At 56.8% G+C, this 26,057-nt stretch carries 29 protein-coding genes; 13 read left to right on the forward strand and 16 right to left on the reverse strand.

Features of this window, described 5'->3' with window-relative positions; genetic code table 11:
* Positions 1-12: 12 nt before the first annotated feature.
* From LNA76_RS07995 to fliR, 8 genes are all read left to right on the forward strand, one after another.
* A complete protein-coding gene (locus tag LNA76_RS07995) occupies positions 13-1,368 on the forward strand; it encodes a flagellar hook-length control protein FliK (RefSeq protein WP_230018701.1) in 1,356 nt (451 codons plus the stop codon).
* Positions 1,369-1,544: 176 nt separating this feature from the next.
* Complete coding sequence (locus tag LNA76_RS08000) at positions 1,545-2,066, forward strand: flagellar basal body-associated FliL family protein (protein WP_230018703.1); 522 nt, start codon at positions 1,545-1,547, stop codon at positions 2,064-2,066.
* Positions 2,067-3,074 carry a flagellar motor switch protein FliM gene (gene fliM / locus LNA76_RS08005; RefSeq protein ID WP_094196126.1) on the forward strand — a complete coding sequence of 336 codons (1,008 nt, stop codon included), beginning with the start codon at positions 2,067-2,069 and terminating at the stop codon, positions 3,072-3,074. It begins immediately after the preceding gene.
* On the forward strand, positions 3,071-3,577 hold the full coding sequence (gene fliN, locus LNA76_RS08010; RefSeq protein WP_094196125.1) for a flagellar motor switch protein FliN: 507 nt from the start codon (positions 3,071-3,073) through the stop codon (positions 3,575-3,577). Before fliM ends, fliN begins: the two co-directional genes overlap by 4 nt.
* Before the next feature lie 30 nt (positions 3,578-3,607).
* Positions 3,608-3,883, forward strand: a complete 276-nt coding sequence (gene fliO, locus LNA76_RS08015) for a flagellar biosynthetic protein FliO (protein ID WP_094196124.1) — start codon at positions 3,608-3,610, stop codon at positions 3,881-3,883.
* A 7-nt stretch (positions 3,884-3,890) separates the two neighbouring features.
* On the forward strand, positions 3,891-4,658 hold the full coding sequence (gene fliP, locus LNA76_RS08020) for a flagellar type III secretion system pore protein FliP (protein ID WP_107685427.1): 768 nt from the start codon (positions 3,891-3,893) through the stop codon (positions 4,656-4,658).
* Positions 4,659-4,667: 9 nt separating this feature from the next.
* Positions 4,668-4,937 (forward strand): flagellar biosynthesis protein FliQ, encoded by a 270-nt coding sequence (gene fliQ / locus LNA76_RS08025; protein WP_003804652.1) that lies wholly within the window; start codon positions 4,668-4,670, stop codon positions 4,935-4,937.
* A 98-nt stretch (positions 4,938-5,035) separates the two neighbouring features.
* On the forward strand, positions 5,036-5,821 hold the full coding sequence (fliR, locus tag LNA76_RS08030) for a flagellar biosynthetic protein FliR (protein ID WP_094196122.1): 786 nt from the start codon (positions 5,036-5,038) through the stop codon (positions 5,819-5,821).
* Here fliR and LNA76_RS08035 read toward each other — a convergent pair.
* From LNA76_RS08035 to flgB, 16 genes are all read right to left on the reverse strand, one after another.
* The gene (locus tag LNA76_RS08035; RefSeq protein WP_108727146.1) at positions 5,818-6,507 is read right to left on the reverse strand and encodes a 3'-5' exonuclease; all 690 of its coding nucleotides are present in this window, start codon (positions 6,505-6,507) and stop codon (positions 5,818-5,820) included. The two genes, fliR and LNA76_RS08035, sit on opposite strands and share 4 nt — an antisense overlap.
* A complete protein-coding gene (locus tag LNA76_RS08040; RefSeq protein WP_094196120.1) occupies positions 6,504-8,414 on the reverse strand; it encodes a DUF294 nucleotidyltransferase-like domain-containing protein in 1,911 nt (636 codons plus the stop codon). The genes LNA76_RS08035 and LNA76_RS08040 overlap by 4 nt, the downstream gene beginning before the upstream one ends.
* A 121-nt stretch (positions 8,415-8,535) precedes the next feature.
* A complete protein-coding gene (locus tag LNA76_RS08045; protein ID WP_230018705.1) occupies positions 8,536-10,242 on the reverse strand; it encodes a methyl-accepting chemotaxis protein in 1,707 nt (568 codons plus the stop codon).
* A 21-nt stretch (positions 10,243-10,263) separates the two neighbouring features.
* Positions 10,264-10,701 carry a hypothetical protein gene (locus tag LNA76_RS08050; RefSeq protein ID WP_094196118.1) on the reverse strand — a complete coding sequence of 146 codons (438 nt, stop codon included), beginning with the start codon at positions 10,699-10,701 and terminating at the stop codon, positions 10,264-10,266.
* The gene (locus LNA76_RS08055; protein WP_269467005.1) at positions 10,701-12,134 is read right to left on the reverse strand and encodes a methyl-accepting chemotaxis protein; all 1,434 of its coding nucleotides are present in this window, start codon (positions 12,132-12,134) and stop codon (positions 10,701-10,703) included. The genes LNA76_RS08050 and LNA76_RS08055 overlap by 1 nt, the downstream gene beginning before the upstream one ends.
* 66 nt (positions 12,135-12,200) lie before the next feature.
* Entirely contained in the window at positions 12,201-13,418 is a 1,218-nt protein-coding gene (gene flgL, locus LNA76_RS08060) for a flagellar hook-associated protein FlgL (protein WP_094196116.1), read from the reverse strand.
* Positions 13,419-13,453: 35 nt separating this feature from the next.
* A complete protein-coding gene (gene flgK / locus LNA76_RS08065; RefSeq protein ID WP_230018707.1) occupies positions 13,454-15,169 on the reverse strand; it encodes a flagellar hook-associated protein FlgK in 1,716 nt (571 codons plus the stop codon).
* A gap of 105 nt (positions 15,170-15,274) precedes the next feature.
* Positions 15,275-16,240 carry a flagellar assembly peptidoglycan hydrolase FlgJ gene (gene flgJ / locus LNA76_RS08070; RefSeq protein ID WP_108727144.1) on the reverse strand — a complete coding sequence of 322 codons (966 nt, stop codon included), beginning with the start codon at positions 16,238-16,240 and terminating at the stop codon, positions 15,275-15,277.
* Positions 16,240-17,370, reverse strand: coding sequence for a flagellar basal body P-ring protein FlgI (locus tag LNA76_RS08075; RefSeq protein ID WP_108727143.1), 1,131 nt, complete (start codon positions 17,368-17,370; stop codon positions 16,240-16,242). Before LNA76_RS08075 ends, flgJ begins: the two co-directional genes overlap by 1 nt.
* Positions 17,371-17,396: 26 nt before the next feature.
* On the reverse strand, positions 17,397-18,083 hold the full coding sequence (locus LNA76_RS08080) for a flagellar basal body L-ring protein FlgH (RefSeq protein ID WP_108727142.1): 687 nt from the start codon (positions 18,081-18,083) through the stop codon (positions 17,397-17,399).
* A gap of 19 nt (positions 18,084-18,102) precedes the next feature.
* Positions 18,103-18,888 carry a flagellar basal-body rod protein FlgG gene (gene flgG, locus LNA76_RS08085; RefSeq protein WP_094196111.1) on the reverse strand — a complete coding sequence of 262 codons (786 nt, stop codon included), beginning with the start codon at positions 18,886-18,888 and terminating at the stop codon, positions 18,103-18,105.
* Positions 18,889-18,932: 44 nt separating this feature from the next.
* Positions 18,933-19,682 carry a flagellar basal-body rod protein FlgF gene (gene flgF, locus LNA76_RS08090; protein WP_108727141.1) on the reverse strand — a complete coding sequence of 250 codons (750 nt, stop codon included), beginning with the start codon at positions 19,680-19,682 and terminating at the stop codon, positions 18,933-18,935.
* A gap of 8 nt (positions 19,683-19,690) precedes the next feature.
* Complete coding sequence (flgE, locus tag LNA76_RS08095) at positions 19,691-20,923, reverse strand: flagellar hook protein FlgE (RefSeq protein ID WP_094196109.1); 1,233 nt, start codon at positions 20,921-20,923, stop codon at positions 19,691-19,693.
* A 53-nt stretch (positions 20,924-20,976) separates the two neighbouring features.
* Positions 20,977-21,669: a flagellar hook capping FlgD N-terminal domain-containing protein gene (locus LNA76_RS08100; protein ID WP_094196108.1), complete on the reverse strand. Its 693-nt coding sequence runs from the start codon at positions 21,667-21,669 to the stop codon at positions 20,977-20,979.
* A gap of 23 nt (positions 21,670-21,692) precedes the next feature.
* Positions 21,693-22,097, reverse strand: coding sequence for a flagellar basal body rod protein FlgC (flgC, locus tag LNA76_RS08105; RefSeq protein WP_094196107.1), 405 nt, complete (start codon positions 22,095-22,097; stop codon positions 21,693-21,695).
* Positions 22,098-22,109: 12 nt separating this feature from the next.
* Positions 22,110-22,526 carry a flagellar basal body rod protein FlgB gene (gene flgB / locus LNA76_RS08110; RefSeq protein WP_094196106.1) on the reverse strand — a complete coding sequence of 139 codons (417 nt, stop codon included), beginning with the start codon at positions 22,524-22,526 and terminating at the stop codon, positions 22,110-22,112.
* 174 nt (positions 22,527-22,700) lie between these two features.
* Here flgB and flgA point away from each other — a divergent pair, with 174 nt between their 5' ends.
* The 5 genes from flgA (at position 22,701) to LNA76_RS08135 (ending at position 26,050) form a co-directional block, all read left to right on the forward strand.
* Positions 22,701-23,405 (forward strand): flagellar basal body P-ring formation chaperone FlgA, encoded by a 705-nt coding sequence (flgA, locus tag LNA76_RS08115; RefSeq protein WP_094196105.1) that lies wholly within the window; start codon positions 22,701-22,703, stop codon positions 23,403-23,405.
* 84 nt (positions 23,406-23,489) lie between these two features.
* Positions 23,490-23,777, forward strand: coding sequence for a flagellar biosynthesis anti-sigma factor FlgM (gene flgM, locus LNA76_RS08120; protein WP_230018709.1), 288 nt, complete (start codon positions 23,490-23,492; stop codon positions 23,775-23,777).
* Positions 23,778-23,792: 15 nt separating this feature from the next.
* A complete protein-coding gene (flgN, locus tag LNA76_RS08125) occupies positions 23,793-24,242 on the forward strand; it encodes a flagellar export chaperone FlgN (RefSeq protein WP_121738530.1) in 450 nt (149 codons plus the stop codon).
* Between the two features lie 249 nt (positions 24,243-24,491).
* The gene (locus LNA76_RS08130) at positions 24,492-24,755 is read left to right on the forward strand and encodes a helix-turn-helix domain-containing protein (RefSeq protein ID WP_052363008.1); all 264 of its coding nucleotides are present in this window, start codon (positions 24,492-24,494) and stop codon (positions 24,753-24,755) included.
* A gap of 20 nt (positions 24,756-24,775) precedes the next feature.
* Positions 24,776-26,050: a type II toxin-antitoxin system HipA family toxin gene (locus tag LNA76_RS08135; RefSeq protein ID WP_230018710.1), complete on the forward strand. Its 1,275-nt coding sequence runs from the start codon at positions 24,776-24,778 to the stop codon at positions 26,048-26,050.
* Positions 26,051-26,057: the final 7 nt, after the last annotated feature.

Below are 26,057 nucleotides of genomic sequence, written 5' to 3' on the forward strand. Positions count from 1 at the left end.
ACAAGCGCCGCCATGACTTCGCCCTCTCTTTCGGTTTTACCTGCGGCCCCTGCCGCACCCTCGGCCCCCGCCACTCACACGGCCGGGCCTGCGGCTGCGCATGCGCCCAAAGACGAAGGTTTTGCCCGGCACTTGCACACGCAACAGCAACAGGTGCAAAACAAAGGAGCTGGCAAAACACCGGCACCTGCCAAACAGGACAGCGCCAAAACCCAGGTTCCTACAGACAATCCCAAACTGGCAGACGCGGTAGCCGAACAAGCCGACACCAGCGAGCTGGACACCCTGATCAAGGACCCTGCCCTGCTGCTTGCCGATCAAAGCGATTTGAACCTGGACACCGAGGCTCAGGCCAATAGTGGCCTACCCGCCATGGCCTTGTCGATTCTGTCTCAAGTGCAGGCCATCAAAAATGGCAAGGCCGATCTCAACGCGGCACAAACCGATAGCAAGCTGCCTCTGAAAGGGGCTGATACACGCCAGATTCTGGCGACTGACTTGAATGACAACATCCGCCGACAGCCTCAGACGCTCCCCTTGAGCGCGGCTGAGGTGCGAACCGACGTTGACCTGAAGGCTGAACTGACTACGCCCAAAACCGTGGAAATCAGCAATCCAGTCGCTGCCATGGCTGCCCGCAAACCTGCCATCCATGCCACGCAAGTGCTCAATCACAAGCCGCTTAGCGCCGACATCTCCACCACGGCGGTCTGGTCCCAGACTCAGTTGATGGATGAAGCATCGGCCAGCCTGGCGGCCTTTGGTCGACAAATTGCTGAAGATGCGCGTGCTGGCGTGAATCTGAACCTGCCGGCGCTAGATGCGTCCTTGCTGGCCCAACTGACCGCCACACCGGGCGCTACCCAGACCCACAGCCCAGCGACTTTGCCCAGTCCCATGACGCTGGCCGTTGCCACGCCGGTTCACTCCCCCGAATGGGGGGCCGCCATGGGTCGTCAAATGATCACTTTGGCCCAACAGGCTCAGGGGAGCGTTCAAAGTGCTGATATCCGCCTGGATCCACCCGAACTGGGCCCCTTGCGCATTACCTTGCAGATGCAAGATGGCGTGGCACACGCCATGATTACCTCGCCCCACGCCCAAGTCCGCCACACCCTGGAACAGTCCTTGCAACAACTGCAACAGCAGTTTGCAGACAGTGGCCTGAGCCTGGGACAGGCCGATGTAGGTGACCAGCACGCCTCGCACCAAGCTTTTCACGAGCAATTGGCGGCCAAAGGCAATCGGGGCGATCAACCCCGCTTCAGCCTGGATGGGATGGCTTTGCCTGACGAGACCGGCTCCTTGGTGAACAGCAGCACTACCCGCTCGCTCAATCCTGACGCGCTGGTTGATACCTTCGCCTGACTCACAGCCTCACAGACAGCCCGGCAAAAAGCATGATTAAGCTCGAAAAGCAGCGTCTATTCGCCGGGCCTGTCCTGTCTGACCTCCGGCACAATAGCTCAGGCATGCAGTCAGGCTCAGGCCAGACATGCGTTTGTCTGTTTGTCATACGCTAGAAAATTCAACGCTCACATCACATGGCCCGAAAAGCACCCACCAAACTTGCACGCCTGATGAAAACCGGTCTGCTGGTTCTGTTTATTATCGCCGCTAGCGTGGGCGCAACGCTGTACTACTCCCTGCAACAAAGCAGCACGCCTGCCTGGTTGGCCTGGGCAGAAAAAGGCCAGTCGGTTGAAGCCGCAACTGCGCCTGATGCCCCCCCGGAGGTCAAAGTCAACGTCAAGCCCATCTTTGCGCCCCTGGATCCCTTTACCGTCACCCTGAACGAGAATGGTCGCTCGCGCATCCTGTACGTAGGCATCACCTTGCGTGTTCAGGACGATGGCTCGCGTGCCATGCTGGTGGAGTACATGCCGATGGTGCGTGACCGCGTACTCAAGATTCTGGCTGAACAGCGCCCCACCTACATCCAGACTTCCGAAGGGCGTCAAGCCTTGGTTGCACAGCTTAGCGCCGGCCTGAAAGAGCCCTACGCGCCCAATACCGCTGTACCGACCATCAATGATGTCCTGTTCACCGCCTTTGTCATCCAATAAATGTCGTATCAGAGCTTCCTATCCCAAGACGAAGTCGATGCACTGCTGGCCGGTGTTACCGGCGAAGGCGCTGACACCAAGCCCTTAAATGAAAACCTGACTGGCGTACGGGCCTATGACCTGACTTCGCCAGACCGGGTAGTGCGTCACCGCATGCAGACCCTGGAGCTGATCAACGAGCGTTTTGCCCGTCGCTTGCGCTCGACCATGCTCAGCTTCATGCGCCGCAACGCGGACATTACCGTCGGCTCCATTCGTATTCAGAAGTACTCGGACTTCGAGCGCAACCTGCCCGTGCCCAGCAATCTGAACATGGTGTCCTTAAAGCCCTTGCGCGGCGTGTCGCTGTTTACCTTCGACCCGAACCTGGTCTTTTTGATTATCGACAGCCTGTTTGGTGGCCATGGCCGCTACAACACCCGTGTCGAGGGCCGCGACTTCACCACCACCGAGCAGCGCATCATCCAGCGTTTACTGACCCTGACCCTGGAGAGCTACTGTGGTGCCTGGGAGTCCATCTACCCGCTGGAAGCGGAGTACATGCGCTCAGAGATGCACACCAAGTTTGCCAGCATCAGCAGCAGCAACGACATCGTGGTGGTGACCTCGTTCAATATTGAATTTGGTGCCCAAGGCGGCAATCTGAACATCTGCCTGCCCTACTCCATGATCGAGCCGGTGCGCGACCTTCTGACGCGCCCCTTGCAAGACAAAGGCACCAACGACATTGACCAGCGCTGGACTCACCAGCTCTCGCGCCAGGTGCGCAGCGCCGAGGTCGAACTGATTGCCAACTTCGTCAACATAGACATGACCATTGCCGAACTGACTCAGCTCAAGGTCAATGATGTGTTGCCGATTGAAATCCCCACCCTTATTGAAGCCCACGTGGATGGTGTACCGATTCTGGAATGCCAGTATGGCACCTCCGGCGGCCGCTACTCCTTGCGGGTAGAAAACATCTTGGCCACCCACGACAGCGATTTGACTAAAGGTAAGTCCCTATGAGCGACCCTCACAACCCTAACGACCGGTCTGCGCCCGAGGACGACTGGGCAGCCGCGATGGCTGAGCAACAGGCTGGCAGCCAAAGCAGCACCCAAGCCCAAGGATTGGAACAGCCCCTGCAGGATGACTGGGCCTCGGCCCTGGCCGAGCAAAGCGCCGCCGCTCCTGTGCACGACGAGCCCAGCCCAGCCAGCAATCTGTTCCCGCCCATAGAGCACGCCCAGACCAATGCCACCACCGATATCGACATGATCATGGACATTCCAGTCCAGTTGTCGGTGGAACTGGGCCGCACACGTCTGACCATCAAGAACATTCTGCAACTGGGCCAGGGCTCGGTGGTGGAACTGGACGGCCTGGCCGGTGAGCCGCTGGATATTTACGTGAACGGCTACCTGATTGCTCAAGGCGAAGTGGTCGTGGTGGACGATAAATACGGTATTCGCGTCACCGACATCGTGACCCCATCGGACCGTATCCAGCGCCTGAACGGCCGCCGCTAGAGCATGGAACAAGCCCAGCTCGTCAGAATCATGCTTAGCCTGCTGCTGGTTGTAGGCCTGATTCTGGCAGCCGCCTGGGTTGCCCGTCGTGGCGGGCTGCTGAAAAACAAGAACCAGCAACGTATCAAGATTCTGGACAATCAACGCCTGGGGCCACGCAGCAGTGTGGCCTTGGTGCAGATCGATGGCCAGGAAATTCTGATTGGCATCACCCCTCAACAGATCAGCCTGCTGCACACCGCGAACCCTGCTGGCTCCGAACCGAACTTCCAGGCCCATCTGGACCAGCACCGTGCGCCCCGCTGACCGCCTCATGACCGCACACCTTTCTCCCGCCCAGCGCACTGGCCTGATCGTGCTTCTGGCCTTGATTGGCCTGTTCCTGCCGTCCCAGACCTGGGCACAGGCTATTCCGGCCATTACCAGCACAGCCGGCCCGAACGGTTCGCAGACCTGGTCACTCAGCATCCAGACACTGGCCATGCTGACCATGATGTCCTTTCTGCCAGCCGCCTTGCTGATGATGACCGGTTTTACCCGCGTCATCATTGTGCTGGGGCTGCTGCGAAATGCGATGGGTACGGGTACAGCACCACCTAACACCGTGCTGGTGGGCCTGGCCCTGTTTCTGACCTTCTTTGTCATGTCGCCGGTGTTTGATCAGGTCTATCAAGACGCCTACAAACCTTTGTCGGAAAACAAGATCAGCTTTGAGACCGCGCTGGAGCAAGGCGCACAGCCCCTGAAAACATTCATGCTGCATCAGACCCGCGAGGCGGACTTGAAGCTGTTTGGCGATATGGCGGGCGTGGCTGAGCTGCAGACGCCGGAAGACGTGCCCCTGCGCGTGCTGGTGCCCGCTTTTGTGACCAGCGAGCTGAAAACTGCCTTCCAGATCGGCTTTACAATTTTCATTCCCTTTCTGATCATTGACCTGGTCATTGCCAGCGTCCTGATGTCCCTGGGGATGATGATGGTCCCGCCGGTGACCATCTCGCTGCCCTTTAAGCTCATGCTGTTTGTGCTGGCCGATGGCTGGCATCTGCTGCTCGGCTCCCTGGCCCGCAGCTTCTACCAATAAAGGACTGCCATGACTCCCGAGACCGTCATGTCCATGACCTATACCGCCCTGAAACTGGCCCTGTCCATGGCCGGCCCCATGTTGATTGTGGTGCTGGTGGTCGGTTTGGGCATCAGTATTTTTCAAGCGGCTACCCAGATCAACGAGATGACACTGTCCTTCATCCCCAAGCTGCTGGCGATGGGTATTACCGTTGTGCTGCTGGGCCCTTGGCTGATCAACAATATGGTCGACTACATGCAGGGCCTCTTGCGAGGCATCCCTGGACTGGTCAACTAAGACCGGCCACCGCGACAAGGAGCACTTTGTGAGTACACCACCGTGTGACTGGCCAAGCGCAAGGCCTTGTTCACTCAACAGGCTCTAGGTTTGCTGCCGTGCTCGACCTGAATTCTGCCCAGCTCTATGCCTGGCTTAATGCCTTTTTGTGGCCCTTCATCCGTATTCTGGCCACCCTGGCCACCGTTCCCTTTTTCAGCGAATCTGCGATCCCCAAGCGGGCCAAAGTGGGTCTGGGTTTTGTCCTGACCCTGATTATCGCGCCCTCCCTGCCGCCCCTGCCCGACCTGCCCACCGCCTCTTACGAGGCTTTGCTGATTGCAGCTCAACAAGTCTTCATCGGGATTGCGCTAGGGTTGACCATGCGTATCGTGTTTGCGGCGGTGCAAACGGCAGGCGAGTTTATCGGTCTGCAAATGGGTTTGTCTTTTGCCTCCTTTTTTGACCCGGCTACCGGCGCCAATACCGCCGTGCTGTCACGTTTGCTGAACGTGATTGCCGTGCTGACCTTTCTGGCCCTGAACGGTCACCTGCTCTTGCTCGGTGTTCTGGTTCGCACCTTCCATGTGCTGCCTATCGGAGCTGACCTGCACATCAATGGCTGGGGTGCCTTGCTGGATTGGAGCAGTGAGCTCTGGGTCTCAGGCATGTTGCTGGCCCTGCCGCTGATTATTGTGCTGCTGACGATTAACCTGGCCTTCGGAATCTTGAACCGTACCGCCCAGCAACTGACCATTTTTGCCGTTGGTTTCCCAATTACACTGACGGTCGGTCTGACGTTGCTCGTGGTCGTGATCCCGCAAACCACCCCATTCCTGGCCCAACTGTTCAATTCCGGCTACGAAGCCATGATGCGAGTTGCCTTCGGGCTGGCCGGCCCTTAAAACGCGTGGGCCTGCCGTTGCTTGTGTGACTGCATCAGGCGCCGGGCCTGCCCGATGGTCACCACGCCTTTTTGCCGGGCACGCCCAATCAAGAGCTGCATCAACTGCGCACTGACCAAGGCATCACCCAAGGCATCATGGCGGTCACTGACGGGCAGGCCACAATATCTCAGACAATCGTCCAGACCCAGGCGGCGGCCACGCCACTCAGGCAGTACACAAGCAGCCAGCTCGGCCAGGTCCAGAATCAAAGGCCGGGCTTGCTCCAGACCTGCCTGCGGCCAGGCACGATCCAGAAATGCCAGATCAAAGTCGGCGTCCCAGGCCACCCACACCGTGTTCTCTGAATAACGCGCAAAGTCACGCATGAGCTGTGGCAGTGGCTCGCCTTGCTCCTGTCGCTGTGGGCTGATCTCATGAATCAGCAGGCTTTCCGGGCTGCGCTCACCATGAGTCCGAACCAGACCGGACCAGACATTACCCAAGGCAATGGAACCGCTTTCCAACCGTACCGCACCGATCTGCACAATATGGTGACGCTTGGGATCCAAACCGCTGGTCTCCAGATCCAGCACGGTAAAAGCGGCGTTATCCAACGCCTGCTCGTCTATTGCGCTCCAGGACAAGGAGAGGCTGCGTGCAGCAAACGAGGGTTTGCGCCAAGGTAGCCAGGAGAGCCATTTCATAAGCGATACCGGAAAGCCAGAATACGTTGGGCACGACGCACTTGGGACAAGGCCTCACGCAAGACACGCGCATCCAATGCGCCCAAAGTACTCAAGCGCACCAGATTGTCAGGTTCCTGCCCCTCCTGCAACTGGGTCTGATGATGCTGCAAGCGCAACAATTGCAGATAACGGTAGGCCTCACGCAGGCCTTCTGACTCCTCGGCCGTAAAAACACCACGCTGGGTCAGCACGGCCAGCCTGTCCATGGAGGAGGGCAATTCGCAACCATGTGCCAGGGCCAGCACACGCAGCACATCCACCATCGGTGCCAAGGCCTGTTTCTTGATATCCAACTTGTCATCGCCCTGCCCCATCAAGGCTTCCAGGCGACTACGTTTTTTACCGCTGGGAATACGGGTCTGACAGGTACTTTGGGCCAGCATGCGCTGGAACACAGGATTATCATTCACCATACCCAGAACCCGACGCTGCATGCGCTGCAACACGCTGCTTTGGCCCCAGATGGCACGGCAATCAAAATAAATCGTGGACTCCAGCAACTGCTCGGGGGCAGGCCGTTCGATCATGATCTGAAAGCGATGCAACCACTCGGCCTCAGACAGGCACAGCTCAGGATTGCTGGCCATGATATTGCCGGTACACCAGACCATCCCGCAGCGGTCCAGGGCTTCATTGACCCGACGCGCAAAAGGCAAGAGCAAGGCTCGATAGGCCTTAGCCTGTTCAGGGGAGTTGGCGACAAACACAATCCCGTTGTCCTGATCCGTGTGACGGGTTTGCTCACCACGGGCCTGGCTACCAAAAGCCAGCCAGCAAAACTCGATCTCATCCAAGCCGGAGCCGGGCAAGGTCAATTCAATAGTGCGCTGAACCGTGTGGTCATTCAGGCGCGTAATGACAGCCGTCAATTGCTCGGATCGTGCACCGTGAGCCAGCATGGCATCGACCAGCCGCCCAATATCCGACTGCAAGCGCACCAGCACCGACACGTCCTGTGCACAGCGCAAGGCACGCGACAAATGCACCAGATCCACGCGTTGCAAAGAAAACACATCACGCTCGGACACCATGCCCACGACCTTGTGGTCTTGAACCAGGCAAATATGGCCGATTTGGTGCTCCACCATCAGCAAGGCCGCATCAAAGGCCGAAGACTGTGGCACCAGCCAGACCGGATCCGGTGTCATGACTTGCGACATGGCCTGAGTCGGGTCGTACTGGCCGCCCGCCACCAAGCGACGCAAATCTCGCAAGGTAAAGATGCCCAGCAAATGCTGGTCGGGATTAACGACCACTATGCTGCTGACCTGACGCTCATGCATGTCTTTAACGGCCTGCTCTACCGGACAGTCTGGCAAGCAACTGAGCAAACCGCGTTCTGTCATCGCCTGCAGACTCATGTCCAAGGTATAGCTGGCACCCAAATCCGCACTGGCACTTTGCTGGGCACTGCGCCAGACCGAAGCCAGCAAGCTGCTGGTACCTCGCAGACAGTAATCCCGAAATGGTTCGCTCGTACTGAGCAGATGGGCAACGGCTTCACCGGACACGCACAAGGTAAAGCAGTCTTCCTGCACCTGGTAAGCACTACCCAGGGCCTGTCCCGAGACCAGCTCACGCACGGGCAGAAGATCTCCTTCCACATAGTCGTGCGTCTCGCCATGCTCCTGGCAGCTAATTTGCCCTTGGCGAACAATGTAAAGCTGATCAACCCGCGCGCCTTCTTCCAGCAGCACCTGTCCGGCTGAAAAGAACCGTAGCTCGCTATGTTCGATCAGGTAATCGCCATGCTGGGCCTGCATCTGATCAAAAGGCGGGTAAGCAATCAACCAGGCCAAGATGCCGGGCGCCTTTTGGCGCACCGCCGTCTTGGCCACGGATTCACCGGGAATCGCGAAGGACATGGGGCGTCTCTGCTGGCTATAGACAAAGAATTATTGTGCCATGCAGCATGGCCTTCACAAGCCCTGTTTTTCTAGGGGATTTCAACTATAGGCATAGGCCTGTTTTTTCCCCGCAAAACGCTTAACGCAAACGATCGTAGTCGCGCTCGCTCATGTCGATCACGTCGCCTTCCTGCACCTTGAACTGGGATACGGCCTCGGCCAAGGTCTCTGATTGCGACTGCAAGGAGCCTGCCGCGGCCGCCGCCTCTTCCACCAGTGATGCATTTTGCTGCACCACAGCATCCATTTGAGCCACTGCCGTATTGATCTGTTCGATACCGGCAGTTTGCTCTTGGGAAGCGGAAGAAATCTCGCTCATCAAGGTAGTCACGCTGTTCACCGCACGCACCACTTCTTGAATAATGTCGCCCGCACTGGCCACTTGCTGTGTACCCGTCTGCACTTCGTTTTGCGAGGCTTCAATCAAACCCTTGATTTCCTTGGCCGCTTGCGCACTACGCTGGGCCAGACTGCGTACTTCACCGGCCACCACCGCAAAACCCTTGCCTTGCTCACCAGCGCGAGCTGCTTCCACGGCCGCGTTCAGGGCCAGAATATTCGTTTGGAAGGCAATGCCATCGATCACATTCACGATGTCAGCCACCTGACCAGAACGGGCAGAAATCTGATTCATGGTGTTGACCACCGCGCCAACCGACTCCCCTCCCTGGCGAGCCACTTTGGCAGCGTTATGAGCCAATTGGTCTGCCTGACCTGCATTGTCCGCGTTCTGACGCACTGTGCTGGCCAACTCTTCCAGACTGGCTGCGGTTTCCTGCAAGGCGGCAGCCTGTTGCTCGGTACGGGAGCTCAGGTCCGTATTGCCTGCAAAAATCTGCGAAGAACCCGACGCAATTTCGTCCACACCTTGGCGCACGGTCAGCACAATGCTTTGCAAACTTTGTTGCATGCGACGCATGGAGTCATACAAAACCCCCACCTCATTGGCCGAGCGGTAGGTAATTTTTTTGGTCAGATCACCATTGGCAATATAGTCAAAGTGCATGCCGGCTTCACGCAAGGGCTTCAAAGCGGCACGACCCAGTATCAGACGCATTGCCACAATAATGGCGAGTCCCAGCAACAAGGCCACCGCAATGACGATATTGGCCACACGGGTTTGCAGCTCGGTCTGCTCCAGCAGCACATCCGTCTGGTCGTTGTAGAACTTGCTCAGCTCCTCAATGCGAAACTGGAAGGTGGCAGCACGCAAAACACCAAAACCCTCACTGACAAAGTAGAACGTACTGTAGTCACGGGTTTCCAGGGCCTGGACCATGGGTTCAATCCCGTCGTCCAGATAGGCCTGGTAGGACGCAACCAGCCCCATAGCCAAGCGGCGCAACTCAGGCTCGGTAGGCATATTGGCGCGAATATCGGCAAAGGCCTTACGCACTTCATCCAGCTTCTGATTGGCCATGATCACCAGATTGTCTGCGCTTTGCAGCATATTGGCGTCATTATCAATGCCCGCTTCCTGATAAAAGCGCGCCGCACTCATCAGGCTGACGCGGGCTTCCATCATATTGTTGTTCAGTTGCAGAATCTGCATGGCACGCTGATCCTGGCGATTGATCGTGCGCAAGGCATCACCGCTTTGCTGCAGAAAATAGGCGGCCAACCCCCCTACCGCGACAATCAGAATCAGGAAAAAAGCCATGCAAATCATCAGCATGGTGCTGATTTTCAGCCCCGAAGCCGACTTCAGGCTGGGGCGAAACGATTTGGAGGAACGACGTTTAGAAGCGCGGGACGCGGACGGAAGACTGCTTTCAATACCCAGCATTTGCTAAATCCAAAGAAAACTCTAGTGGCTGACCGGCAAGATGGTGATCATGTCCGTGCCAGGGTGTTCAATCGTGACCGAGCCGGTGGCGGCGCTGCGCGCCTGCTCGCGGTACACGGAAGGAATGTGACTGCGCTTGACCACTTGCTGGAAACGCCCCTGAGCATCAAACTGAAGCCACAGTTCCTGTCGAAAATAAACCGCATCCGTTGCCAGGGTTGTGCCCTGGAACCAAACGGCCATTTCACTGCCATCGAGCTGTCGGTAAACCTGATGAGGGCGGCCTTGCAAGGACAGCTCGGCATCGGCACGCGTACTCTGGCCCAGAATCAGATCATTCAAGCCCGAAGCCTTGAAAGAGGAACCCTGGGTAGCGCACGCTGCCAGGGTGAACAAACACAAACCTATCAGCGCCTTACGTCCCCGCCCGACCCAGAGGCTTAGTCGGGAGAAAGACATTAAAACTCCTCCCAATCATCATCGGAAGATGCGCTGTTTTGTTTGCCGCTCAAATCGGGGCGCAGCAGGCGCTGGCTATCGTCCTGAGCGGTTGCCGAAGCTTTGGCGGGCGCTGCCGCCTTGACCGGCGCGGACAAGCCTTTAGTTGCCGTACCGGCCGGTTTGCCGGCTGGCGTACTGCCTTTCAAGGAGGGGCTGCGGCGCTGTTCGGAGTCAGAGCTGGAGACACTGGCACTGCGGCGATTGGCAACACGACGAGCGCTGACATCAATGACCTCCGTACCCGGAGAGCGAAAGAAACCGATGGCCTGGTTAACCTTGGTCACCTGCTCGCTCAGGCCTGACGATGCCAGGGCTGCCTGCTCCACCAGACGGGCGTTGTACTGTGTCGTTTCGTCCATTTGCGACACGGCACGGTTCACCTGATCAATCCCGGAAGATTGCTCAATCGTGGCGGCGGTGATCTCGCCCATAATGTCGGTCACACGACGCACGGAATCCACAATTTCCTGCATGGTGGCGCCAGCACGTTCCACTTGCGAGGAACCTTCCGTTACTTTACGCACCGAGTCTTCGATCAAGGCGGTAATTTCACGCGCGGCCTGGGCACTGCGCTGCGCCAAGGCCCGCACCTCTGCCGCCACCACCGCAAAACCCTTGCCCTGCTCACCTGCTCGCGCGGCTTCCACCGCAGCGTTCAAAGCCAGAATATTGGTCTGAAAGGCAATACTGTCGATCACGCCCACAATGTCGGAAATCTTGTTGGAGCTGGCCGAAATGCCTTGCATGGTTGCAACCACTTCATTGACAGCACTGCCACCACGATGGGCGACATCCGAGGCCGTCGCAGCCAGTTGGTTGGCTTGTTGAGCGTTATCCGCATTCTGACGGACGGTACCAGCCAACTGTTCCATGCTGGCTGCGGTCTGCTGCAAGGAGGCGGCCTGCTCTTCAGTACGGCTGCTGATATTGGTATTGCCCTGGGCAATTTCCTGAGCACCGGCGTGGATCTCTTCCAGGCCCAGACGCACTGTGGTGGTCGTCTTGACCAAGGACTCCTGCATGCGGCCCAGCGACTCGAACAAATCGCCAATCTCATTGGCGGTCAGCACACGGATACGCTGGGTCAGATCACCTTTGGCAATCGCATCAAAGTAGCTGGCAAAATCGCCCAAAGGACGCACCACACGGCGAAAGAAGTAACTGATAGCAGCCAGGCCCAACAGCACGGCCAGCACCAGTACAATGGTCAGAACGATATTGAACGTGCTTTGCTGCTCTTGCAAGGTACGCAATACCTTGTCGCCCGAGCCCAAGGCCAACAGACCATGAAAGTAATACAGGGCCCAGCCTGCCATGGCTACTGTCAATGCCATCAAAGCAGCAATACAAAAGGTCATGCCGACCTTTAGACTCAAATTCTTAAAAAGCATAGAAGATTCCCGCATGTGGTGCTTGACTGCCGGTTAAGGAAAAACCACCCAAAAAAGAACGCAGACTTAGCGATTCATATTGAACAAACTCATGCTCTGAATCGTCTGAAACGCCATGGCTGACATTTCCAACGCCGCCTTGCGCAACTCCAGATCCGTGGAAGCCTGAAAAACATTCAGATCTTCCAGGCGTGAAAGCTCATTGGTGTAGTTCAAGGCGCGGGCCGCGCCGTTGGCGCTCAAAGCATCAATTTCGTTCATACGCGTACCGACCGAGGAGATCACGGTTTGTACGTTATCGAAGTTCTCACCCAGGCGCTGCATGGCTGAGTTCATCGTATTGCGGAACTCGGCCTGAGCAACCGGATCACCGCTGACAGGTTTACGCAAAGCCTCAACCACCGACTGCAAGGTGTTGAACATGTTCATGTCAGCCGAGCTGGTGCTATCTACCGAGCTGACCTCAAAGCTGTCGCCCACAGCAGGCTTGCCTTCAATCTGAACACTGACGCCACCGGGCAGGTTGATGCGCTGACGCTCGTTCTCATCCAGTACACCCTGGCTGACCACCGCACCATTTACTTCAATGTCGTACTCGGTCTCCGACGTAAAGCGGATGGTGTAGTTGGCCTCTGCCCCCGTTAAGGAAGAGTTGCCATTGGGCGCACTGACCACAGCCGAACCAGTATTGGCATTGGCCTGCGTGAAGTAGGCCGTGGAACCTGGATTGGCGCGCTCGAAAATGGTACGACCGTGGTCGGCTGAGTCCATCTGACGGGTTTGCTCAACCTGAATATCGCGACCATTGGTATCGCCGGTATAGGTAAAGGTGCTACCCGAGCGCTCGAACGCTTGCGTCGTGCCTTTCGAGCCGGAGAACAAGTACTGTCCTGAACCATCCTTGGTGTTGGCAAAGCCAAACAAGGTATCCAGAGCACTTTCCATCACCGTGGCCAAGGTGCTGCGATCAGCATCGGACATGGTGCCGGTAGACGCTTCCACCAGACGGGTCTGAATACCTTGCAACTGCAGGTTGACGGCGTTGAGCAGGTTTTCCTCTTCCCCCAACGAACGCATGGCCACCTCGCGGTTTTCACCGTAACGCTTGTCCATGGCCTGGGATTGCGCCAGATTGATCGTCTGCGCCGAAGCCAGTGGATCATCCGACGGGGTGATCATCCGCTTTTGCGAGCCCATCTGCTGAAAAACCCGCATCAGATCGGACTGCTGCTTGTTGATCGAGGTCAGGCCCGTCTGAAAGAAAAGAGAAGAACTAATACGCATAGCAAGTTTCCAATTTCAAGACCAAAGAGCCGTACTCAACTACGCAGGCCTAAAAGGGTGTCAAACATCTTCGAACTGGTATCAATCAGGCGGGCAGCCGCCTGATATTGCTCCTGAAAACGTTGGAGCATGATGTATTCCTCGTCCTTGTTCACGCCGGACAAGGATTGCTGAGCGGCGTAGTTTTGCTCGATCAACTTTAATTGCGCCTTGGCCGCCGTGCCGTTTTGCTGTGTTTGCACCGCAATACGGTTCACGATCTGACCAAAAGAATCGTTCAGGCTCAACGACCCGTCAGCCAGCACCTTGGTATTGCGCAGATCGGCCAGTTGTTGAGCGATCGCGCCGTTGGCCGAACCGGTGTCTTTATCAGCGGCCGCAATATCTTGCGGACGCTTGATCTCTACCTGCAGGCTGCTGCCTGCATTGACGGTGGGCTGCACCAACCAGGAATCCCCATCCTGAGACTGGTTCTTTAAGCTGGACACATCAATTTCCAGACCATCTACCCGTGTAATCCCGCCGTTCGTATCCGGACCATTCAGGGCGGTCACATCGTTGCTGCTCAAGTTGCGCAACTGAAAACCACCCTCCACGCGCTCGATGCGGTAGTTATCACCCGTTAGCTTGTCGACGGGCTGGGTGTAACCCTTGCTGGGATCAGCCGGATCAACCAGGTCTTTGTAAAAAGACACACCAGGCACACCGCTGCTGACCGGGTTATTCCCATTGGCAATGACTTTGGGGCCACTGACGCTGAACACATCTTTGCCCGCCCCCCCTTTCAAATCCACGCCTTGGCGGTGAATGTCATTTACGGTGTGGGCCAGCCCCACGGCCAAACGCCCCAGGGCATTGATGGCAGGTTCCAGGCTTTCCTGACGGAACTGCAGCAAGCCACCCAAGGTGCCACCTTTAATGGCACCTTCGCGGAACTCGGACACCACCATCTTGCCGTCCACGTTCAGGGCAGACGTAAAGCCGACCACCATACGCTCGGGATTTTCAGCCGAACGCACGGCGTGCAAGGGGTAAACACGATCACCGCCCAGCAGCATCTGACCGCCTGCCGTGGTCACGCTCAACCGTCCGTCCTGCTCAACCGTACTCACGTCCACCAGTTGGCCCAGCTCGGCCACCAGTTGTTCACGCTGATCAAGCAAGTCATTGGGTTCGTGACCGGGCGTGGTGCCTTTGGCCGCCACGATCTGTTTATTGACGTTATCAATACGTTCCAGATAGCTGTTGATCTGGGTAACCGTGGTGCCCACCTGCGTATTGATGTTCTCGTTAACGCGGTTCATGTAGGCCGTCGCGTCACGAACCTGCGTGGCCAGGCTTTCGGCACGGCCCAGCAACTCCTGACGAGCAGAAGAATCTGCTGGCTGCGAGGCGACGGCTTCCAGGCCATTGAAGAAGTTTTGCAAAGCCGGGCTGATACCAACCGTGCGGTCCGAGAACAGATTGTCCAGTTGGGAGATTTCGGTTCCATAGCTGACCAGAGCCGCGCCAGCCGTTTGCGAGCGCATCAACTGCTGATACAGGAAATTGTCATGGGAGCGCTGCACAGTGACCACCTGCACGCCACGGCCATAGTAGCCACTGCCGCTTCCCACCGACCCCGCCGTCTCGACCAGAACCGATTGGCGGTTATAACCAGGGGTATCGATATTATTAATATTGTGGCCCGTCACCTGCATGCGCTTTTGAGCGGCAAACAAGCCGGAAATACCAAGGTTGGCGAGATTCATATCAAATCCTTTCTGTCCTGCCCGGCCCGTAGTGTCCAAGGCGAAAAATGAACATGCTGCTTTTTAACGACCACCTTGGTGCAATATTTAGACCTGTATCAATAATTAAGACTTGCCACCATCAAAGTAGGCCATGATGGAGATCAGTTTTTTGGCGTAGGAAGGGTCGGTGGCGTAGCCCGCATCCTGAATACGCTGAGCGGCTTCTTGAGGCGAAGCGGCTTGTTTTACACTTTCATAACGTTTGTTATTACCAATCAGGCGGGCATAATCGGCAAAAGACTCGGCATAGGAGTCATAGGCACGGAAAGTCTGCGTCATTTTGCGCGCCACGCCGTTCTGATATTCCGTGGTCATGACCTCGACCGTTTTGCCCTTCCAGGAAGGGGTCGCCTTGATACCAAACAGATTGTGGCTGGTGGTGCCATCGGGGTGCATGATTTCACGCTTGCCCCACCCCGACTCCAGGGCGGCCTGGCTCAGGATCAGCTTGGCCGGAACACCGCTGTCTTCGGCGGCCACTTTGGCGGCCGTATTCATGCGGTCTACAAACTGGCGAATATGGTTGGGTGCGCCCTGAATCGAGGAATACACGCGCTGCACTGTGCTGTTATTGCTGAGCTTGTCGATCAGTTCGGCAATGGAAGCTGCGTCAATGGAGCGGTCATTGGGCATGCGCGAGCGAAGATCCGCACGACGTGACTGAGCGGCTTCTGGATCATAGGACGCAGCACCAAAGGGCTCACTGAACTGCCCGCTCATCTGCGCTTGCAAGGCTTTGGCCAAGCCAATGCCTGGGTCAGCCAATTGCATGGCCAGTTGCTCGTCCCCCAGGCTTTGCGCCATACGCACGGACTGCGTGTCAAACATGCCGCCCGGGAGGTTGGCGGCCCGCGCCTGCTTCAAAATATTCTGAATAAACAGGGACTCGAACTGGCGGGCCACTTGCAGTTGGGTCGCCTGATTCTGGCCGTCTTGTCCGGCCCGCTGACGCAACTGGGCCAGTTGTTGCGGGTCAAAAATCGAAACCTGCGTTCCTGTACCAGGACGCGGGAAATACTGCACCGTCATTAGATGATCTCCAGATCGGCCCGCAAAGCGCCTGCGCTTTTCAGGTTCTGCAAAATGGACAACAAGTCTTGAGGGGTAGCACCCAAAGCATTCAAGGCGCGGACGACATCGGCCAAATTGGCGCTGGTCTTGACGCGTTGCAAAGAGCCGCTGTCACTGCGCATTTCAATCTGGGTGCTATCGGCCACAACGGTCTGACCGCCGCCAAATGGCGTATCCGGCTGGCTAACTTGCGGTTGTCGGCTAATGACCACAGACAGATTGCCGTAGGCAATGGCGGCTTCATCAATCGTGACGGTACGGTTCATGACCACTGAGCCGGTACGAGCATTGATCACCACGCGCGCCCGTGCCGGTGGCAGGTTCACTTGCAGGTTTTCCACATGCGAAATAAAGGCAGTTTGAGCTTGCGGATCCAAAGGACCACGCACCTGAATCAGACGGCCATCCAGGGCGGTCGCCGTGGACGGGCCAAACTGCTTGTTCAAGGCCGCCACCACGTTCTGGGCTGTACCAAAATCCGACGAATTCATTTCCAGATTGATCACGCCATCTCGTGCGTAGGTCGTGGGCACGCTTTGCTCGACCGTTGCGCCACCGGGAATCGTGCCGCCATTGAGCTGATTGACCTGCACGCTGGAACCACCGGCTTCAGCCCCCGCTCCGCCGACCAGCAAATTGCCTTGGGCAATGGCGTAGACCTGTCCGTTCGCGCCTTTGAGAGGCGTCATCAACAAAGTGCCACCACGCAAACTCTTGGCGTTACCCATGGAAGACACCACCACATCCACAGACTGCCCAGGGCGGGCAAAAGCAGGTAAACGGGCCGTCACCATGACGGCTGCGACGTTCTTGAGCTGCATATTGCTGCCCTGGGGAATCGTTACTCCCAACTGGGACAGCATATTGGTCAAGCTTTGCTGGGTGAAGGGGGCCTGGCGCACCTGGTCGCCACTGCCATCCAGCCCCACGACCAGGCCATAACCGATCAGCGGATTATCACGCACGCCCTGAATAGAGGCCAGATCCTTGATACGCTCGGCCTGGCTGGCCGGTGCCAACAACAGGCCCGCCGCCAGCATGGCTGCTTGCAGCACATGGCGATAAGAAAAAAAACGAGTACGACTCATGGAAAACGCCATATCAAGCAAAAGGCTCAGAACGGGGAAATATTCAGGAAAAAACGCTGTAGCCAGCCCATGGTCTGGACTTCATCCATGACCCCTTTGCTACGAAACTCGATACGGGCATCAGCCACCTGAGTGGAGGGCACGGTACTGCTGCCGGAAATGGAGCGCGGGTCCACCACGCCGGAAAAACGAATGTATTCGCTGCCACGGTTAATGGCGATCTGCTTTTCACCCGCAACCTGCAGGTTGCCATTGGGCAAAACGCCCACTACCGTGGTCGTCAAGGTGCCAGTAAAGGTATTATCGGCACGACTGGAACCCTTGCCCTGCGCCTTGTTCGAGCCGCTGACCTCAAAGTTCTGTTTGCTGCCTATTTCATTGGGCAGGAAAGCCGGGACACCCGTAAAGTCAAGACCACCGCTCCCCGTCCGATCCGTGTTGGTCGAGACATTCTTGGCAGCGTTGGTACGCTCCTGAATCATGATGGTGACAATGTCGCCCACATTGCGTGGCCGTCTGTCTTCAAACAGCGGGTAGTTGCCATACGCCGAGGGTTGGTAGATAGAGCCATTGGCCACCACGGCCGCCGGAACGGCCGGTGGCGGGGCCGCGGTCAAGGGGCCAGTGACCACATCTTCAGGGGGCACCAGCGCGCAACCGGACAGGACAACAAGCGCACCCAGTGCAAGACGGCTCAACAGAGCTTGGAACATTGTCACGATCTCTTCAGGTTTACAGCTGCGTCAGTCGAGCCAACATCTGGTCAGCGGTGGACACGGCCTTGCTATTGATTTCGTAGGCGCGCTGGGCACTGATCATATTGACCAGTTCCTCGGCCACGTTGACGTTGGAGGTTTCGTTGTACTTGTGCATGACCAGACCTGCGCCATCCATACCGGGCTGCAGGAAGTTGGCAGCACCCGAGGCATCGGTTTCGATGTACAGGTTCTCGCCCATGCTTTGCAAGCCAGCCGGATTCACGAAGGTGCTCAGTTGCAACTGGCCCACTTCCACACTGGCACCTGCGGCACCAGGCTGAGTGACCGATACCGTGCCATCACGGGCAATCGTCAGTTCCAGTGCGTTATCGGGAATATTGATAGGAGGCTGAATAGGATAGCCGCCGGCGGTAACCAGTTGACCATTCTGGTCGCGCTGCAAACTGCCATCGCGCGTGTAGGCGAAGGTGCCGTCCGGCATTTCCACTTGCAGAAAACCGCTGCCCTGAATGGCAATATCCATATTGTGACCCGTATGCTTCATGTCACCTTGGCTATGGATACGCTCGGTCGCCACCGTGCGCACACCGGTACCGATCTGCAAGCCCGTAGGCAACTGATTGGCCGCACCTACTTGAGCGCCGGGCTGACGAAGGGTTTGATACATCAAGTCTTCAAACACCGCACGGGTCCGTTTGAAACCGGTGGTATTTACGTTGGCCAAGTTATTGGAGATAACGTCCATATTGGTCTGCTGGGCTTCCAGACCGGTCTTGGCAATCCACAGAGAGCGAATCATGTGTGTGTAATCCTTAAAGCCAATGCCTGCGCTATCGGCGCGGCTTAGCCATTAAATGAAAGTAGAGAATTGGCACGATCTTCGCGGGCGCTGGCGTCCTGGATGACCTTCATCTGGGTCTCAAAACGACGCGCATTGGCAATCATCGCGACCATCGCCTCCGCCGGGTTCACATTGCTTTTTTCGATGAAGCCCGACACCATGCGCACCGACGGATCAGCCGGGGCCGGCGCGCCATTGTTCATGCGAAACAAGCCATCCTGGCCACGCAGCAAATCGGCTGACGGGGGATTGACCATCTTTAACTGGCCCATCACCTGGATATCGCGCGGGTTGTCACCGGCACCCAAGGCGGTCAATTGACCGTCGCTGGAGAAGGTGATCGAACCGCGATCCGGAATTTCAATGGCCTGCCCATCAGCGCTTAGCACGGGCAAGCCACCTTGTGTCACCAACTGGTTCTGGGCATTGACCACCAGATCGCCCGCCCGCGTGTAGGCTTCCTGGCCATCCAGCGCACGAACGGCAAACCAGCCCTCGCCCGCAATGGCCACATCCAGCGCATTGCCGGTCTCGGCCATGGCACCAGGCTGAAAGCGGCTGCCCGGCGTCACCGTGGCCGTGCCGACGCGGGTTTGCGAACCCACGTCGCTGGTGACGGGAACAGAACGGTAGTACGCCAGTTGCTGGCGGAAACCGGACGTGTTCACGTTGGCCAGATTATTGGTAATGACGTCTTGTTGTTCCAGCGTGCGCTGGGCGCCATTCATGGCGGTATAAATCAGGCGATCCATGACAAGACTTAACGCAGGTTGACCAGGGTTTGCAGAACCTGATCCTGTGTCTTGATGGTCTGGGCATTGGCCTGGTAAGTACGCTGGGCAATAATCATATTGACCAGTTCCTGTCCCATATCCACGTTGGAATCTTCCACCGCCTGACCTTTGATCGACGCCAGACCGTTCTCGCCAGGACGCCCCAAGATAGGCTGACCCGATGCGCCGGTCTCGGCCCAGGCATTACCGCCCACTGGGCTCAGTCCTTGCAGGTTGCTGAAGTCAGCCAACACCAGCGAGCCCAGACGCTGCGTGACACCGTTGGTATAGGACGCGACCATGGTGCCGTCCTTGTCGATGTTCATGCCAGCGTACTCACCCGTGGCATAGCCGTCCTGGTAAGGCTTGCCCTTGGCAAACTCGCCACCGAACTGGGTGGTGCCGGTGTAACGCATATCAAACACCAGATCATCCGCGGGCGAGGCATTGCCACCGGGATTGGCCAGGGTGACGTTGACGGTAGCCGGATTGGGGCTGGTCATCACGCCTGAACCGTTAAAGGTCAGGGTCGCGCTGGCAGGCGACAACGGTGTGCTGCCTTTCATGTAGTACACGTCCCACACACTCTCACCGGCCGCATTGGCGGGGCGCTTGACAAAGTATTGGGAAATTTCGTGGCTGTTACCCAGCGAGTCGTAGACGGAATAGCTAAACGAGTTGCTGTAAGTCGTGTCGTCTTTGGGATCGAATGCGTTAATGGGATTACCACTGGCATCTTCTGTAGGAATCGCTGCAGCATCCGCAGGCAAGTTGGGCTTGAAATCCAGAGCCGTCGTGGCCTTGGGAGGCACGTTGGCCGACGGCACTTGCAGACGTTGCAACTGAGTGCTGCCTGCACCATAACCGGTCAGGTAATGACCTTGGGCATTGACCAGATAGCCGGCCTTGTCTGGAAAGAACTGGCCATTACGCGAGAACAGCACGGCGCCGTTGCTTTGCTCCAGACGGAACAAGCCATTTGCCCCGTCAATGGCCATATCGAACATATTGCCCGAGTTACTGATGTTGCCGACCGAAAAACGTTGGCTGACACGCGATACCTGCACACCCAGACCGATACGGGAGTTGGCATACACATCCGCAAACTGAACCGTCGAGGCCTTGTAGCCCACGGTGCCCGAGTTGGCAATGTTATTACCGATAGAATCCAGGTTTTGGGAGGCGGCGTTCAAGCCACTCAATCCTTGTCCGAAGCTCATGAACTTTCCTTTTAATGTCGTGTTGGCCCAGCCCACTGACGGGCTGGCGGCACTTACATGATTTTGCGTATATCCAGCAGGGAGAACGAACCGGCCAGGCCAAGATCCAGCATCAAACCGCTGGAGGTGTAAGCCACGCTATCGACCTTGCCATGCGTCAATGGGCTGGCGGTGACGGCCGTGCCGTCATTGCTGGCCAAGACACTGACGGTGTACGAACCGTCGGCCAGCGGTGAACCCTCGTTATCCAGGCCATCCCACTCCATTGAGTACACACCCGCCTCTTTGGCGCCCAGATCATATTCACGTACCACTTTGCCGCTGCTGTCCTGGATCTGCACCACGGTCGACGTCGTCCCGCTGACCAGATCAATTCCGTAGGGCATAGCCACTTTTTCGCCTTCCTGGCTGGTCCCCAGAGACACTTTCGCGCCCGGCACCAGCACTTGCTTGCCGATCAGATTAGCGGCCTGCATGGACTGGCTGACGTCCATTTGCCCGGCCACCGCCAGCAAGGTGTTGTTCAGTTGCTGAATCCCCGCCACCGTGGACATCTGCGCCATCTGAGTCGTGACCTGGGCGTTATCCATAGGGTTGAGTGGGTCCTGATTACGCAACTGCGTAATCAGCATGGTCAGAAAACGGTCTTCCGTCTCGGCCATGGCGCTTTTGTTACGGGCATCCACCCCGGCCATCGCTCCTGCGGTGGGGTCCAGGGAAGTACGATCGTTATTGACTGTGCTCATGCTCTCTTTTTCCGTAAACCGGCTTACTGACCAATGGTCAAGGTACGCAACATCAGATTCTTGGACGTGTTCACCACTTCCACATTGGCCTGATAGGAGCGCGAGGCGGCCAGCATATTGACGGTCTCGGCCACCACATCCACGTTGGGCAGAGTCACGTAACCTTGCTCGTCCGCGTACGGGTTGCCAGGGTCATATTGCAGACGGCCAGGTGCGGTGCTCTCTTGCACGCCCACCACCTGCACACCACCCACGGGACTATTGCCCTGGGGTGTCATTTGAAACACCACCTGGCGAGCTTTGTAAGGCTGGCCATCGGGCCCAACCACACTATCGGCGTTCGCCAGATTACTGGCCGACACGTTCATGCGTTGGGACTGAGCCGTCAGCGCAGAGCCGGCTATCTGGAAAATACTGAAACTGGACATGAAGACTCGCTATTACTGTTGCAAGGCCGCCATCAAGCCTTTCAATCGCTGGGACGCCAGGTTGATCGTGCTTTGATAGTGCAAGGTGTTATCGGCAAATTGCATGCGCTCCACGTCCATCTCGACCGTATTGCCGTCTAAAGAAGGTTGTACAGGAACGCGATAGAGCAACTCGTCCGTACTGGGCGGACGGCTTGCCTGGGCGGGAATATGGCGGGCGGACGTCAAGGCCAAGCTGGTATTGGGCAAGGCCATCTGCCCTTGCCCCCCTAAAGCCGCCTTCATGGCGGCCGTAAAGTCCATATCTCTGGCCTTGTAGTTGGGCGTGTCGGCATTGGCAATATTGGAGGCCAACACCTCCTGGCGCTCCTGGCGCAAAGCCAGTGCCGTTTGGTAAAACTTCAGGTGCTCACCGATGCGATCAATCATGGAGTCAAGCCAATATTCTGTGTTCAAGTTTGAGATCCAGTGAACGCGCGCACGCCTTTTCACCGTCATAACAGCATGGTAGCCAGAGGTACTGCTTCACAAACCCGGGAACAAAACGCAATTTATCGGCCAATTCAGCTCTTGACCTGGCTGCCGAGTCCGTAAAATTCAGTCATGACCTTATATAGACTCCTGACCTGCCTGTGTCTGTTTACCTTGGGTGCGACAGCAAGCGTGCGCGCTCAAGAGGACGTTCAGGCTCTCAGTGTGCAAGCTATGCAGGATCAGGCGCAGGACTACCTGCTCCAGCAAGCGCAGATGTATCCTGGCATCGCCACCATCACACTGGATGCATCGCGCCTGCACGCCATGCCCGCCTGCACTCAAAACCAGTTTTTTCTGCCCAGCGGCCAGCGTCTGCGATCGCGTATGAGCATCGGTGTGCGCTGCCTGAGCCCACAAAGCTGGAGCACCTCCATAGGTGCCACCCTTTCTATCCAAGGACACTATTACGTCCCCAACCGCCGCATCAATCCGGGCGAGACGATCCATCAGGACGACCTGCTTGAACGCGAAGGAGACTTGCTGGCCCTGGCCAACGGCGTGGTCATCAACCCCGAGCAGATCATCGGTTATGTCGCCAGCCAGCGTATTCCTTTAGGCAGTGCGATACGCGCCTCGGCGCTGCGCGATCCGCAGTCGATTATGCGCGGCCAGACAGTGCGAACCGTTGCACGTGGCGCGGGCTTTGTCGCCACCGGCGAGGGCCAGGCCTTGCAAAGTGGCGCACCGGGCACCCAGATTCAGATCAAGGCCAGTTCAGGGCAAGTGATTTCAGCCACGGTACTGGATGCGTCCACGGTTCAGGTCGTTCTCTAAACTAAATCCGATGAGCATGCTAAAGTTTGCCTCCAGAGCGCCGTTACAAGATCAACGCAAAGAACAGGCCGCACGGAGAAACACGTGAAGATCAGCCCCTCCTCCCTCAAGACACCGCTTGCTGAAACCACTACCGCAGAACGCAGTACGGGCTCGAATCGTGCGCACCAAGCGTACAACAGCGGCAGCACCAACGAAGTGGACTTCAGCGCCGCCGCCCGCCAGCTCAATTCGCTGCAAGACAGCAGCGCCGATGTAGACATGCAAAAAGTCCAGACCTTGCGCGAGGCCATTGCAGCAGGCGAGCTCAAGATTGATACCAGTCGGATTGCCGACTCCCTGATTGCCTCCGTGCGCGATCTTCTCAAGTAACCTCCCGAAACGGCCATGTCTTTGCAAACCTGTCTTGCCGATCAACACCAGAGCCTGTTGGATTTTGAGCAGCTATTGGTAGAAGAACACACCCTGCTGCTGCGCAGCTTCGTGCCCGAAGAGCTGGCCCAGATTACCCTGCGCAAGTACCAGTTATTTGAACGCATCGAACAACTGGACCAGAGCCGTGCTCAACTCCTGCAAGAGCGCGAACTGGAGAACAACCTTCAAGGTCTGCGCTACGCCGCGGAAGAAGACGAACTGGAAGACGAGCTGGAACAACTGATCGAGCTCAGCGAGAAAGTGCGCAACGCCAGCGACAATAACCGCATTCTGGTTGACACCTTTTTGATCGATACCCAACAGAACCTGGACGCGCTGGAAGCCTTTACGGGCCGCAACACGTTTTACGACGCATCCGGGAAAACACAGAACACGCAGTCTTCCTTGAGCTTGAAGGCTTAAGCCCCAGCAGACTCAAGCAGGGTCATGCCAGAGACTGAAAGCGCCAACTATTTAGTTGGCGCTTTTTTTGTCCTGCCTGAATACGGAGAACGCTGCAAGCCACGCTAAGGTACAAGGGCTGAACGCCTGAATGTCCGAATGCCTGAACTCCATTACATTAAATATGATGTATTCTTTGAATACACCAAAAACGATGTATGTTTAAAATACATCAAATTTATTGTATTTAGAATTCAAAGGAGCTAGGCGATGCCAACAAGACTAGACGCCATTGCACTGCACAGCCCGGAGCAAATGCCCAAGCTCATCCGCTCGCTGCGCAAGCGTAAAGGCTGGAGTCAGATAGAGCTGGCAGACAAGCTGAACACGACGCAGCAAGCCATTTCGCGCATGGAAAATGACGCGTCGGGCTTATCGCTTAAAAACCTGTTTTCGGTTCTGGCCGTCCTGGAAGCCAAGATCTCCATTATTGACGCTCACGAACCTGACAAACCTGAATCTATGGAGTGGTGATGCCTGTTCTGGACCTGTGGATGAATGGTCTCTTCGTTGGAAAGTGGTATAAGCCTACCCACGGCCCATCACAACTTCGCTACGCACCAGACTGGATCGCCCATCCTCAAGGCCGGCAGCTGTCTCTATCCCTACCCTTTACATTCAACAATGAAGCACTTCGTGGCGAGGTCGTAGACAATTACTTTGACAATCTACTGCCCGACAATCCCGGGATTCGCCAACGCATCGCCTCCCGCTTCAAGACCCGTTCGCTGGAAACGTTTGCCTTGCTCGAAGCAATAGGTCGGGATGCTGCTGGTGCCGTGCAACTTCTGCCTGAGAACTCTCCAGCGCCAGATATTCACACCCTCACAGCCCGCCCTCTCACTGAAAGCGACGTTGCCGAGCATTTACGCGGCACAATTACCGCCCGCCAGGATCTGGCCCCCGAAGACTTTCGTTTTTCACTGGCAGGTGCCCAGGAAAAAACGGCGCTGTTATGGCATCACGGGCAATGGCACATTCCGCAGGGATCGACACCCAGCTCACACATCTTCAAACTACCCTTAGGATTGGCGGGCAATGTCCGCTTTGATCTGAGCCACTCGGTGGAAAACGAATGGCTCTGCATGGAGCTGCTCAAAGAACTGGGCTTGAATGTCGCCCAAACCCAAATTGGCCAGTTTGAAGATCAAAAGGTTCTCATCGTGGAGCGCTTTGACCGTGCCTGGAGCCGTCATGGTCACTTGATACGCCTGCCCCATGAAGACCTGTTACAGGCAAGTGGTTTGCCTTCCCATGTCAAATACGAGTCCGACGGTGGCCCTGGCATCCATGCCATCATGCAGGTCTTATCCGGCTCGTCCAATGCTCTGGCTGACCGACAGGCTTTCTTCAAAACCTTGTTGGTGTTCTACTTGCTGGCCGCCCCAGATGGCCATGCCAAGAACTTCAGCCTGGCCATAGAACCTGGCGGCTACTTCCGTCTGGCACCACTTTACGATGTGCTCTCGGCCTGGCCTTGGGTAGGCACAAAACAAAATCAATGCCCTATTCAGCGCGTCAAAATGGCGATGGCACTACGCACCAGCAACACTCGCTACAAGATGCAGGAAATGCTTCTCCGGCATTGGCTTGCCGTAGGAAAAACCTATATAGGACAGCAAGCCACTGAATCCTTGATCGAAGACCTTCACCAGCTTGTGGAGCCAGCCATTCAAAATGTCGCGGCACGATTGCCAGCGCATTTCCCTGAACACATCAAAGACGCCCTCTTCCAGGGACTAAGCAGCAATTTGCAGCGCTTGAAATAAAAAAGCC

The sequence above is a fragment of the Alcaligenes sp. MMA genome (assembly GCF_020907215.1).
Lineage (GTDB): Bacteria > Pseudomonadota > Gammaproteobacteria > Burkholderiales > Burkholderiaceae_B > Alcaligenes > Alcaligenes aquatilis.

What these genes read in the sequence shown, in the direction of transcription:
- LNA76_RS07995 (WP_230018701.1), top strand. Translation starts at nt 13, where the DNA reads ATGACTTCGCCCTCTCTTTCGGTTTTACCTGCGGCCCCTGCCGCACCC.
- LNA76_RS08000 (WP_230018703.1), top strand. Translation starts at nt 1,545, where the DNA reads ATGGCCCGAAAAGCACCCACCAAACTTGCACGCCTGATGAAAACCGGT.
- fliM (WP_094196126.1), top strand. Translation starts at nt 2,067, where the DNA reads ATGTCGTATCAGAGCTTCCTATCCCAAGACGAAGTCGATGCACTGCTG.
- fliN (WP_094196125.1), top strand. Translation starts at nt 3,071, where the DNA reads ATGAGCGACCCTCACAACCCTAACGACCGGTCTGCGCCCGAGGACGAC.
- fliO (WP_094196124.1), top strand. Translation starts at nt 3,608, where the DNA reads ATGCTTAGCCTGCTGCTGGTTGTAGGCCTGATTCTGGCAGCCGCCTGG.
- fliP (WP_107685427.1), top strand. Translation starts at nt 3,891, where the DNA reads ATGACCGCACACCTTTCTCCCGCCCAGCGCACTGGCCTGATCGTGCTT.
- fliQ (WP_003804652.1), top strand. Translation starts at nt 4,668, where the DNA reads ATGACTCCCGAGACCGTCATGTCCATGACCTATACCGCCCTGAAACTG.
- LNA76_RS08035 (WP_108727146.1), bottom strand. Translation starts at nt 6,507, where the DNA reads ATGAAATGGCTCTCCTGGCTACCTTGGCGCAAACCCTCGTTTGCTGCA.
- LNA76_RS08040 (WP_094196120.1), bottom strand. Translation starts at nt 8,414, where the DNA reads ATGTCCTTCGCGATTCCCGGTGAATCCGTGGCCAAGACGGCGGTGCGC.
- LNA76_RS08045 (WP_230018705.1), bottom strand. Translation starts at nt 10,242, where the DNA reads ATGCTGGGTATTGAAAGCAGTCTTCCGTCCGCGTCCCGCGCTTCTAAA.
- LNA76_RS08050 (WP_094196118.1), bottom strand. Translation starts at nt 10,701, where the DNA reads ATGTCTTTCTCCCGACTAAGCCTCTGGGTCGGGCGGGGACGTAAGGCG.
- LNA76_RS08055 (WP_269467005.1), bottom strand. Translation starts at nt 12,134, where the DNA reads ATGCTTTTTAAGAATTTGAGTCTAAAGGTCGGCATGACCTTTTGTATT.
- flgL (WP_094196116.1), bottom strand. Translation starts at nt 13,418, where the DNA reads ATGCGTATTAGTTCTTCTCTTTTCTTTCAGACGGGCCTGACCTCGATC.
- flgK (WP_230018707.1), bottom strand. Translation starts at nt 15,169, where the DNA reads ATGAATCTCGCCAACCTTGGTATTTCCGGCTTGTTTGCCGCTCAAAAG.
- flgJ (WP_108727144.1), bottom strand. Translation starts at nt 16,240, where the DNA reads ATGACGGTGCAGTATTTCCCGCGTCCTGGTACAGGAACGCAGGTTTCG.
- LNA76_RS08075 (WP_108727143.1), bottom strand. Translation starts at nt 17,370, where the DNA reads ATGAGTCGTACTCGTTTTTTTTCTTATCGCCATGTGCTGCAAGCAGCC.
- LNA76_RS08080 (WP_108727142.1), bottom strand. Translation starts at nt 18,083, where the DNA reads ATGTTCCAAGCTCTGTTGAGCCGTCTTGCACTGGGTGCGCTTGTTGTC.
- flgG (WP_094196111.1), bottom strand. Translation starts at nt 18,888, where the DNA reads ATGATTCGCTCTCTGTGGATTGCCAAGACCGGTCTGGAAGCCCAGCAG.
- flgF (WP_108727141.1), bottom strand. Translation starts at nt 19,682, where the DNA reads ATGGATCGCCTGATTTATACCGCCATGAATGGCGCCCAGCGCACGCTG.
- flgE (WP_094196109.1), bottom strand. Translation starts at nt 20,923, where the DNA reads ATGAGCTTCGGACAAGGATTGAGTGGCTTGAACGCCGCCTCCCAAAAC.
- LNA76_RS08100 (WP_094196108.1), bottom strand. Translation starts at nt 21,669, where the DNA reads ATGAGCACAGTCAATAACGATCGTACTTCCCTGGACCCCACCGCAGGA.
- flgC (WP_094196107.1), bottom strand. Translation starts at nt 22,097, where the DNA reads ATGTCCAGTTTCAGTATTTTCCAGATAGCCGGCTCTGCGCTGACGGCT.
- flgB (WP_094196106.1), bottom strand. Translation starts at nt 22,526, where the DNA reads ATGATTGATCGCATCGGTGAGCACCTGAAGTTTTACCAAACGGCACTG.
- flgA (WP_094196105.1), top strand. Translation starts at nt 22,701, where the DNA reads ATGACCTTATATAGACTCCTGACCTGCCTGTGTCTGTTTACCTTGGGT.
- flgN (WP_121738530.1), top strand. Translation starts at nt 23,793, where the DNA reads ATGTCTTTGCAAACCTGTCTTGCCGATCAACACCAGAGCCTGTTGGAT.
- LNA76_RS08130 (WP_052363008.1), top strand. Translation starts at nt 24,492, where the DNA reads ATGCCAACAAGACTAGACGCCATTGCACTGCACAGCCCGGAGCAAATG.
- LNA76_RS08135 (WP_230018710.1), top strand. Translation starts at nt 24,776, where the DNA reads ATGAATGGTCTCTTCGTTGGAAAGTGGTATAAGCCTACCCACGGCCCA.